Genomic DNA, 8,640 nt, shown 5'->3' on the forward strand with positions numbered 1-8,640 from the left:
GCCAGTCCGCGACACCAAGAGGGAGGTCAGTCACGCCATGCGAGATCCGCTGTCCGCGTTGTCGGACGCCTTTACCGCCTTCCTCTTCGGGAAGGTGGAGACGACCCGGCTGCCCGTCCGTACCTCGACGGGCCAGGCCCAAGCCGTCTACCTGCCCACCGCAGCCCCCGGCCTCGGCGACTCCGGTGTGATCATCGGCCGCGAGGTGTACTCCGGCAAGGGCTACATCTACGACCCCTTCCAGCTCTACGGACAGCAGCTCCCCGCACCGCACTGGCTGGTCCTCGGCGAGTCCGGCAACGGCAAGTCCGCGCTGGAGAAGACGTACGTGCTCCGCCAGCTCCGCTTCCGCGACCGCCAGGTCGTCGTCCTGGACGCCCAGGGCGAGGACGGCGTCGGCGAGTGGAACCTCATCGCGCAGGAACTGGGCCTCACCCCCATCCGCCTCGACCCCACCTCCGCACTCAACGGCGGCATCCGGCTCAACCCGCTCGACCCGGCCATCACCACCACCGGCCAGCTCGCCCTGCTGCGCACCATCATCGAGGTCGCCATGGGCCACGGCCTGGACGAACGCTCCGGCTTCGCCCTCAAGGTCGCCCACGCCTACGTCAACGCCACGACGACCGACCGCCAGCCCGTCCTCACCGACATCGTCGAGCAGCTGCGCCACCCCGAACCGGAATCCGCCCAGGCGATGAACGTCGACATAGACGACGTACGCGCCTGGGGCCTGGACGTCGCACTCGTCCTCGACCGGCTGGTCGACGGAGACCTGCGCGGCATGTTCGACGGCCCGACATCCTTCGGCATCGACCTGGACGCCCCCCTGATCGTCTTCGACCTCTCGCACATCGACCGCAACTCCATCGCCATGCCCATCCTCATGGCGATCGTCGGCGTATGGCTGGAGCACACCTGGATCAGGCCCGACCGCAAGAAGCGCATCTTCCTGGTCGAAGAGGCATGGCACATCATCAACTCGCCCTTCGTCGCCCAGCTCTTCCAGCGTCTGCTCAAGTTCGGCCGCCGCCTCGGCCTCTCCTTCGTCGCCGTCGTCCACCACCTCAGCGACGTGGTCGACGGCGCCGCCGCACGCGAGGCCGCCGCCATCCTCAAGATGGCCTCCACCCGCACGATCTACGCCCAGAAGGCCGACGAGGCCAGAGCCACCGGCCGGGTCCTCGGCCTGCCCCGCTGGGCCGTCGAAATCATCCCCACCCTCACCCCGGGCATCGCGGTCTGGGACGTGAACGGCAACGTACAGGTCGTCAAACACCTGATCACCGAAGCCGAAAGGCCCCTCGTCTTCACCGACCGCGCCATGACCGAATCGTCCGTGAGCGACCTCCTCCCGGACGACGTAAGGGCCGCCGACCTCGAAGCGGAGGAACGCGCGGCCAGGATCGAGAACCAGCAGCGACTGAACGAGTCGTCCGAGTCAACGGTGGCGTGACATGGCAGGGAGTGACGGGGGACGGTCCGGCGGAGGCAAGGGGGGCGGCATCCCCGACGGCCTGCTCGTCGGGCTGCTGGCCTTCCTCCTCGGACTGACGCTGCTGGCCTGGACGGCCACCGGATTCGCCGGCCTCCTGGCCCACGGCGCCTGGCCCGAGGCCGTCACGCCGACCGAGACACCACTGGCCCTCCGGCGCCTCCTGGAGGCCCCGCACGACCTGCCCGCCGCCTGGCCCGACACACCCCCGCAGGAGCTCTCCGGCTACGGCCTGTTCTGGGGCCTGCTCATCGGCGAACTGATGGTGCTCGTGGTGCTGACCGTGTTCGTGATGGGCGTCATCACCCGCTGGCGCGCCGTGCGGGCCCACCGCCGCGCCGAACGCATGGAGCGGCTGGCCCTCCTCGAACAGGCACACCGCGAGGAGCGCGCCCGCCGCCGATCGGCACAGGACAAGGACCGCAGGACCGGCCGGCGGACCAACCGGCAGGGGTACGCGCACGAGGCAGCGCTCCCCGAACCGACCTCGGAACCCACCCCCGACAGCCTCCGCGAGACGCGCCCCGTTCCCGCGCCGGCCACCCCCGTTCCCGCCGAAGACCTCACCGAAACCGCAGCGCAGACGACCGCTCTTCCCACCGGTACCGGCCCCGAAGCACTCACCGGCCGCACAACACGGCACGCACCGACCGGCACCGCGCAGACCGCACCCGCGCAAACGGTGTCCCACGAGCCGGCCCCCACCGCCCCGCTCCCCGCGGCCGTCCCCTCCCCACGCACGCCCCTGCTCCTCTACGGCCCCGCCGCCACCCGCCGGGCCACCGCCGTCCAGGCCATCCGCGAGGCCGACGGCCCCGTTCTCGTCGTGACCTCCGACCCCACCCTCTGGGCCGAGACCAAGGACGCCCGCGCCAAGCTCGGCCCCGTCCTCGTCTACGACCCCGGCCACCTCTGCGACACCCCGGCCCGGCTGCACTGGTCGCCCACCACCGGCTGCGAACAGGCCGACCGGGCCGCGGCCCGCGCAGGCGCGCTGCTCGCCCCCGTCCGCCCCCGGGCCCGCGTCGACGCGGCGACGGCCGACATCGCCGAAACCCTCCTGCGCTGCTGGCTGCACGCCGCCGCCATCGACGGCCGCCCCTTCCGCCAGGTCCACCGCTGGGCCATCGGCGGCAACGCCCACGAACCGGTCCGCCTCCTGCGCGCCCACCCCCAAGCGGCCCCCGGTCTCGCCGGACTGCTGGAGTCCGCGCTCACCGGCTACCCCGAACGCCGTGAGACGGCACGGGAACTGACGGTGCGCGCGTTCGGCGCCCTCTCCTCCGTCCACGTCCGGGACACCTGCACACCACATCGAGCAGATGCGCTCGCACTGGATTCCTTTGCGGACGAAGGGGGCAGTCTCTATGTGGTGGGTGAAGCCATCGAGACCCCGCGATCCGGTCCAGGGACGATGCCCCTGCTCACCGCGCTCGCCTCAGACGTGGTCGAGCACGGCCGCCGCATGGCCGCACGGTCATCCGACGGCCGGCTCGACCCACCAATGACGCTCGTCCTCGACGACGTCGCGGCCGTCGCCCCGCTGCCCCGGCTGCCCGAGCTGCTGCGATCCGGCCAGATCCAGGGCCTGGCCACCATCGCCCTGCTCCGCTCCCCGGAACAGGCCCGCTCGCACTGGACGCAACAGCTCCGGACACCCAGCAGCCTCTGAGCAGCCGGCACGGCCTCAGGGCCGCGTGACCGCGTACTCCAGCTCACGCGCCGTCGGATCGCCCGGCATCGCCACCGTCTCCCCGGTCGGCACGAACCCGAACCGCCGGTAGAACGCCGCGGCGCGCGGATTGTTCTCGTGCACGTACAGCCGTACGCGCTCCAGCCGCGGCGCCCCCAACGACCACGCCCAGTCCACAGCCGCCCGGAACAGCGCGTCCGCCACCCCCGCGCCCCGTGCCTCCGGCCGTACGAACACGCCGACCAGGTGCCCCTGGTTCACCGCCGCCTCACCGAACCGCACCTCGACGTCCGGCCCCTCCACGAGCACCGTCACCGAGCCCGCCCAGGAACCGTCCGGTCCCTCCGCGACGAACTGCCGCACCTCGCCCGCACCGTTCTCGGAGGCGTCGACCGTGCGCTCCCGCCACGCCTCGTCGGACCGCTTGAGCCCCTGCTCGTACGTCTCGAGGAACGCGACCGGGGCGGCCGGGTCCTGCAGGGCGGCCAGCCGGAGCTCCCTCACCGATCGCCACTCGTCGGCGCGCACCGGCCGTATCACGTAGTCCATGCACCGATCCTGACCTGCGCTCCCACGACCACGCAAACGGATTCGCCCCGCACATACGGAGTCGTACCCCGGTACTACGCGCCCCCGCACGTCCCGCCCCCGGTCCGACGACCGGCCCGGGCCGGCTCCGTAGCGTCGACCGCATGATCAGGGCACACGCACTCACCAAACGGTACGGGGACAGCACCGTCGTCCAGGACCTCGACTTCACCGTCCGCCCGGGCACGGTCACCGGCTTCCTCGGCCCCAACGGCGCCGGCAAGTCCACCACCATGCGCATGCTGCTCGGCCTGGACGCACCCACCCGGGGCCGCGCCACGATCGGCGGCCGCGCGTACACCTCCCACAGCGCCCCCCTCACCGAGGTCGGCGCCCTGCTGGAAGCGCGCTCCGTCCACCCCGGCCGCACCGCCTTCCACCACCTGATGGCGCTCGCCCACACCCACGGCATCCCGCGCACCCGCGTCGAACACGTCCTGGATCTCGCCGGTCTCACCGCCGTCGCCGGGAAACGCGTCAAGGGCTTCTCACTCGGCATGGGCCAGCGCCTGGGCATCGCCGCCGCCCTCCTCGGCGACCCGGCCGTCGTCATCCTGGACGAACCCGTCAACGGCCTGGACCCGGAGGGCGTCCTCTGGATCCGCACCCTGCTCCGCGATCTCGCCGCGCAGGGCCGCACGGTCCTGGTCTCGTCGCACCTGATGAGCGAGATGGCCCTCACCGCCGACCACCTGGTCGTCATCGGCCGCGGCCGCCTCCTCGCCGACACCACCGTCACCGAGTTCACCGCCACGGCCGGCGGCAGCTCCGTCACGGTCCTCACCCCCCGGGCCACCGACCTGTGCGACCTGCTGCGCGGACCCGGGGTCGAGATCACCACCACACCCGGCTCCGACCGGCTGGACGTACGCGGCACGAACGCCGAGCACATCGGCCGCACGGCTGCCGCCCACGCCATCCCCCTCTACGAACTCACCCCGCACACCGCGTCCCTGGAACAGGCGTTCATGGACCTCACCCAGGAGTCCGTCGACTACCGGACCACCACCACCGCACCGACCGGAGCCCTCGCATGACCACCACGGCCCCTCCCCATTCCTACCGCGTCACACCCGCCCGGGTGCTGCGCTCCGAATGGCACAAACTGCGCACCCTGCGCTCCAGCTGGACCACCCTGGGCCTGGCCGTCGTCTTCGTCCTCGGCGTGGGCGTCCTCATGGGCACGACCTACACCTCCGACGGCGGCGACTCGGACATGGACACCGTCATCCTCGTCCTCTACGGCTCGCTCCTCGCCTCCCTCTGCACGGTGGTCCTCGGGATCCTCGTCACGGCGGGCGAGTACTCCACGGGCCTGATCCGCGCCTCGCTGACCGCCGTCCCGCGCCGCCTGCCGGTGCTGTGGGCCAAAGCCGCCGTCTTCACGGTCACCGTCTTCACCGTCATGTTCGCGACCGCGCTGGTCACCTTCGTCATCGCCCAGCTCTTCCTCCACGACACGGATCAGGCCGCTTCCCTCACCGACCCGGGTGTGCTCCGTGCCGTAGCGGGGAACGCCGCCGGAACCACCTTCCTCGGCCTCATCGCCCTGGGCCTCGGCGCACTCCTGCGCTCGGTTCCCGGAGCGATCGGCGCGTTCATCGGCGGTGTGATGATCCTTCCCGAGGTGCTCACCACGCTCCCGTACGACGCGGTGGAGACCGCCGTCCGTTACTTCCCCACCCAGGCAGCCGGCGTCCTCGGCTCCGCCACCCCGCTCCCGGACGCCGCGTCCCCCGGCCCGGCCCTGCTCGCCCTGGTCCTGTGGGCCTCGGCCACACTGGTCTCGGCGGCCGTACTCCTGCGGCGCCGGGACGCATGAGCCGTACGACGCTGCCGGGTACAGGGGAGACACCAATGGCGGACACAGCCGAAGGCGGCCGGCAACCTGACCCGGCGGCCGCCCCGTCCCCGCTCACCGGCCACATACAGCGCCTGTTCCAGCGCGTGCGCGCCTTCGACCGCCGCCGGCCGTCGGTCTGGAACGGCGTCCTCACCACGTTCTGGGTGCTGTTCGCCGTCCTCGACGTGTCCACCGGCGGCTGGCGCACGGTCGCCGTCGACCGGCACGTGCCGGAGGCGCTGGTGTTCGCCATGAGCGCGGCGTTCTCCGCCCCACTGCTCTGGCGCCGCTCCCACCCCCTGGCTGTGCTCGCCTTCATGGCCCCGTTCTCCCTGGCCAACGTGTGGACCGGAGCGGTCATCCAGGCGTCCCTGCTCCAGGAGATCGTGGTCTTCAACATCGCGGTACGCCTGCCGATGCGCACCCTCGCCTGGTCGGGCGCCCTGGTCGCGGCACCGCTGGTGATCGCCTCGTTCCGGTTTCCGGAGGTCTGGAGCCGTCTCCTACTCCCGCACGTCTGGACGTTCGCCATCGCCGCCCTGGCGGGCATCCTGGTGCGTACGCGCAAGGAGTACACCGAGGCCCTTCTCGACCGGGCGGACCGGCTGGAACGCGAACGTGACCAGCAGGCCCTTCTGGCCGCCGCCGCCGAACGGACCCGGATTGCCCGGGAGATGCACGACATCATCGGGCACAACCTCTCCGTCATCACGGGACTGGCCGACGGCGGCTCGTACGCGGCGGCCCGGAGCCCCGAGCGCGCGGCCCAGGCACTGGAAGCCATCGGCACCACCAGCCGCCAGGCCCTCGCCGAACTCCGCCGTCTCCTGGGGGTGCTGCGCGACCGGCCGGAGGACGCCGCTCGCACCCCGCAGCCCACCCTCGACGACATCGACCGGCTGCTGGAGGGCGTACGCCGGGCCGGCCTGCCGGTCCAGCTGCTCGTACGGGGAACGCCGCCGACCGGTCCGCTCACCCCCGGACGCCAGCTGACGGTCTACCGGGTGGTACAGGAGTCCCTGACGAACTCGCTGAAGCACGCGACCACTTCACCGTCACTCACCGCCGAGGTCACGTTGACCTACCGGCCGGGTGCGCTGGAAACCCTCGTCACGGACAATGGCACCCCGCCCCAGGGCCGACGGACCTCCGCCGGCACCGGGCAGGGCATCACGGGGATGCGCGCACGCGCCTCCCTGTACGACGGCACACTCGAAGCCGGTCCCTCCGCCGCAGGCGGCTGGCAGGTCCGGCTGCGGCTCCCCCTGGAGGACACCCTCTCGTGACGACCGTGCTCATCGCGGACGACCAGCCGATGCAACGCTTCGGCTTCCGCATGCTGCTGGAGAGCCAGGACGACATGACGGTCGTCGGCGAGGCCGCCAACGGCCACGAAGCGCTCCAGCTCATCGCCCGGCACCAGCCGGACGTGGCCCTGATGGACATCCGCATGCCGCTCCTGGACGGCATCGAGGCGACTCGCCGCGTCATCAGGGCAGGCTCCCCCACCCGCGTCCTGATCGTCACGACGTTCGACCTGGACCGGTACGCGTACGACGGTCTCCGCGCCGGCGCCAGCGGCTTCCTGATCAAGGACGCCTTGCCGGAGGAACTCCTGTCCGGCATCCGGGCCGTGGCCCTCGGCGACGCGGTGGTCGCCCCGAGCCTGACCCGCCGTCTCCTCGACGCCTACGTACAGCACTTGCCGGCCGCCCCGGGCGAGCCGGCCACCCAGGATCCGCGCATCGCCGGTCTCACCGGCCGGGAACTGGAAATCCTCACGGTCATCGGCCAGGGCTGGACCAATTCCGAGATCTCCGAACGGCTTCACCTCGCGGAATCGACGGTGAAGACCCATGTCTCCCGCATTCTCGCCAAGACGGGCGCCAGGGACCGCGTCCAGGCGGTGATCCTCGCCTACGACACCCACCTGGTCGCCCCGGGCTGAAACGCAGAAAAGCCCCGTGCCATCGGCACGGGGCTTTCCCACAATGATTGTTCGGCGGCGTCCTACTCTCCCACAGGGTCCCCCCTGCAGTACCATCGGCGCTGAAAGGCTTAGCTTCCGGGTTCGGAATGTAACCGGGCGTTTCCCTAACGCAATGACCACCGAAACACTATGAAATTAGAACCAACCGGACAACAACACGGCTGTTCGTTATTTCAGAACTAACACAGTGGACGCGAGCAACTGAGGACAAGCCCTCGGCCTATTAGTACCAGTCAGCTCCACCCGTTACCGGGCTTCCACATCTGGCCTATCAACCCAGTCGTCTACTGGGAGCCTTAACCAATCAAGTTGGTGGGAATACTCATCTCGAAGCAGGCTTCCCGCTTAGATGCTTTCAGCGGTTATCCTTTCCGAACGTAGCCAACCAGCCATGCCCTTGGCAGGACAACTGGCACACCAGAGGTTCGTCCGTCCCGGTCCTCTCGTACTAGGGACAGCCCTTCTCAATATTCCTACGCGCACAGCGGATAGGGACCGAACTGTCTCACGACGTTCTAAACCCAGCTCGCGTACCGCTTTAATGGGCGAACAGCCCAACCCTTGGGACCGACTCCAGCCCCAGGATGCGACGAGCCGACATCGAGGTGCCAAACCATCCCGTCGATATGGACTCTTGGGGAAGATCAGCCTGTTATCCCCGGGGTACCTTTTATCCGTTGAGCGACAGCGCTTCCACAAGCCACTGCCGGATCACTAGTCCCGACTTTCGTCCCTGCTCGACCCGTCGGTCTCACAGTCAAGCTCCCTTGTGCACTTACACTCAACACCTGATTGCCAACCAGGCTGAGGGAACCTTTGGGCGCCTCCGTTACTCTTTAGGAGGCAACCGCCCCAGTTAAACTACCCATCAGACACTGTCCCTGATCCGGATCACGGACCCAGGTTAGACATCCAGCACGACCAGAGTGGTATTTCAACGACGACTCCACAACCACTGGCGTGGCCGCTTCAAAGTCTCCCACCTATCCTACACAAGCCGAACCGAACACCAATATCAAACTATAGTAAAG

General features: G+C 69.7%; 7 protein-coding genes and 2 rRNA genes. 6 read left to right on the plus strand and 3 right to left on the minus strand.

Annotated features, from left to right (window positions below):
- The first annotated feature begins 37 nt into the window (after window positions 1–37).
- Together G3I41_RS32580 and G3I41_RS32585 are read left to right on the plus strand one after the other, a co-directional pair.
- Window positions 38–1,456: an ATP-binding protein gene (locus G3I41_RS32580; RefSeq protein ID WP_026171334.1), complete on the plus strand. Its 1,419-nt coding sequence runs from the start codon at window positions 38–40 to the stop codon at window positions 1,454–1,456.
- A 1-nt stretch (window position 1,457) separates the two neighbouring features.
- Window positions 1,458–3,167, plus strand: a complete 1,710-nt coding sequence (locus tag G3I41_RS32585) for a type VI secretion protein (RefSeq protein WP_164404129.1) — start codon at window positions 1,458–1,460, stop codon at window positions 3,165–3,167.
- Between the two features lie 15 nt (window positions 3,168–3,182).
- Here the strand turns inward: G3I41_RS32585 and G3I41_RS32590 are convergent, their stop codons facing one another.
- Complete coding sequence (locus G3I41_RS32590; protein ID WP_164404130.1) at window positions 3,183–3,737, minus strand: GNAT family N-acetyltransferase; 555 nt, start codon at window positions 3,735–3,737, stop codon at window positions 3,183–3,185.
- Window positions 3,738–3,880: 143 nt separating this feature from the next.
- Here G3I41_RS32590 and G3I41_RS32595 point away from each other — a divergent pair, with 143 nt between their 5' ends.
- From G3I41_RS32595 to G3I41_RS32610, 4 genes are read left to right on the plus strand one after another with little or no spacing between them, the layout of a single operon-like run.
- Window positions 3,881–4,813 (plus strand): ABC transporter ATP-binding protein, encoded by a 933-nt coding sequence (locus tag G3I41_RS32595; protein ID WP_164404131.1) that lies wholly within the window; start codon window positions 3,881–3,883, stop codon window positions 4,811–4,813.
- Window positions 4,810–5,598 carry an ABC transporter permease gene (locus G3I41_RS32600; RefSeq protein ID WP_164404132.1) on the plus strand — a complete coding sequence of 263 codons (789 nt, stop codon included), beginning with the start codon at window positions 4,810–4,812 and terminating at the stop codon, window positions 5,596–5,598. Before G3I41_RS32595 ends, G3I41_RS32600 begins: the two co-directional genes overlap by 4 nt.
- Before the next feature lie 35 nt (window positions 5,599–5,633).
- Window positions 5,634–6,905: a histidine kinase gene (locus G3I41_RS32605; RefSeq protein WP_203601977.1), complete on the plus strand. Its 1,272-nt coding sequence runs from the start codon at window positions 5,634–5,636 to the stop codon at window positions 6,903–6,905.
- Window positions 6,902–7,567 carry a response regulator transcription factor gene (locus tag G3I41_RS32610; RefSeq protein ID WP_164404134.1) on the plus strand — a complete coding sequence of 222 codons (666 nt, stop codon included), beginning with the start codon at window positions 6,902–6,904 and terminating at the stop codon, window positions 7,565–7,567. The genes G3I41_RS32605 and G3I41_RS32610 overlap by 4 nt, the downstream gene beginning before the upstream one ends.
- A gap of 49 nt (window positions 7,568–7,616) precedes the next feature.
- Here G3I41_RS32610 and rrf read toward each other — a convergent pair.
- Together rrf and G3I41_RS32620 are read right to left on the minus strand one after the other, a co-directional pair.
- Window positions 7,617–7,733 (minus strand): 5S ribosomal RNA (gene rrf / locus G3I41_RS32615).
- A gap of 79 nt (window positions 7,734–7,812) precedes the next feature.
- Window positions 7,813–8,640: ribosomal RNA gene (locus tag G3I41_RS32620) — 23S ribosomal RNA — on the minus strand; the annotation flags it as partial.

This window comes from Streptomyces sp. SID9727, from assembly GCF_010550605.1.
Lineage (GTDB): Bacteria > Actinomycetota > Actinomycetes > Streptomycetales > Streptomycetaceae > Streptomyces.